General features: G+C 58.8%; 3 protein-coding genes. 2 read left to right on the forward strand and 1 reads right to left on the reverse strand.

All coding sequences use genetic code 11. The features are described from left to right. Positions 1–256: 256 nt before the first annotated feature. Both BVER_RS35835 and BVER_RS29550 read left to right on the forward strand, forming a co-directional pair. Positions 257–532: an AbrB/MazE/SpoVT family DNA-binding domain-containing protein gene (locus tag BVER_RS35835; protein ID WP_050456232.1), complete on the forward strand. Its 276-nt coding sequence runs from the start codon at positions 257–259 to the stop codon at positions 530–532. Next, positions 529–924 (forward strand): type II toxin-antitoxin system VapC family toxin, encoded by a 396-nt coding sequence (locus tag BVER_RS29550; RefSeq protein WP_050456233.1) that lies wholly within the window; start codon positions 529–531, stop codon positions 922–924. The genes BVER_RS35835 and BVER_RS29550 overlap by 4 nt, the downstream gene beginning before the upstream one ends. 50 nt (positions 925–974) lie before the next feature. Here the strand turns inward: BVER_RS29550 and BVER_RS36145 are convergent, their stop codons facing one another. Beyond that, entirely contained in the window at positions 975–1,100 is a 126-nt protein-coding gene (locus tag BVER_RS36145) for a DUF6118 family protein (protein ID WP_369094849.1), read from the reverse strand. Positions 1,101–1,105: the final 5 nt, after the last annotated feature.

Below are 1,105 nucleotides of genomic sequence, written 5' to 3' on the forward strand. Positions count from 1 at the left end.
GTGGAGACGCGCGCATAGCCGATCAGCAGGCCGGACGTTGGTTTGTTGGTCATGGCTCACCTGTCGCAAGTTATGTCGCATTATTCTATAACGTGCGACAAAGATATGCGACAATAGAAACCTAGGCGGGCTGGGGCTTTGCTGGACAGGAGGGAGATGTCGCTGGTTTTACGAGTTCCGCGACACGGCAGGCAGAATGATTGCATGTAATGCAGAACAACATTATATTTAAGGCTGATCCTTTGGAGAAGCAACCATGACGACATTAACAGTCACCGAGCGGGGGCAGGTCACGTTCCGCAAGGACGTGCTCCGGCACTTGGGCATCCAGCCGGGTGAAAAGATCGAGCTGGACTTGTTGCCGGATGGCAAGGCGGAATTGAAAGCGGCACGGCACAAAGGAGCCTGGCGAGAACTGTACGGGATGCTCAAAAGCAAGGGCAACGGCGCGCGGCTTTCGATCGAGGACATTAACGACGCGATCGCAGAAGCGGGCGCGGCGGCGGGCATGGCCGGTCTGGACGATAAATGAAAATCACAGCCGATACGAACGTCCTACTGCGCCTGGTCCTCGCAGACGACGAAGCACAAGGCCGCGTTGCCGTTGAGACGATGGAAAGCGCAAACCTCGTGGCCATCAGCGTGCATTCGCTGTGCGAACTGGCGTGGGTGCTAAGCACCCGAGCCGCAATGCCGCGCCAGGACATCGCCAGCGCGATCCGGGGTCTGATCGACGCGCAAAATGTTGTCGTCAATCGTCCCGCCGTCGAGGCGGGCCTAGCCGTCCTCGATGTCGGCGGCGACTTCGCGGACGGAGTAATTGCTTTTGATGGCCAATGGCTCGGTGGCGAAACATTCGTGTCATTCGACAAGAAGGCCGTCACGCTACTGGCCAAGCAAGGCACCAGCGCAAAACTTCTGTGAGGCCAACCAAAAGACGACCCAAACCGGATCAACGCGAAGTCGCAGGGGGTTTAATACTGCTCCGGCGCGGGCACATTGATCGTACAGCGTTGCGCTTTCTTCGCCTTGGCGGCCGTCTCGGCGCACGCGGCAAGCGCACGCTTGTTGGCATGCACGAGATCGCGGGCATCGACCAGGCCGC

It is taken from the genome of Candidatus Burkholderia verschuerenii (genome assembly GCF_001189365.1).
Lineage (GTDB): Bacteria > Pseudomonadota > Gammaproteobacteria > Burkholderiales > Burkholderiaceae > Caballeronia > Caballeronia verschuerenii.

Coding starts and splice junctions, on each gene's coding strand:
- BVER_RS35835 (WP_050456232.1), top strand. CDS start 257: ATGACGACATTAACAGTCACCGAGCGGGGGCAGGTCACGTTCCGCAAG.
- BVER_RS29550 (WP_050456233.1), top strand. CDS start 529: ATGAAAATCACAGCCGATACGAACGTCCTACTGCGCCTGGTCCTCGCA.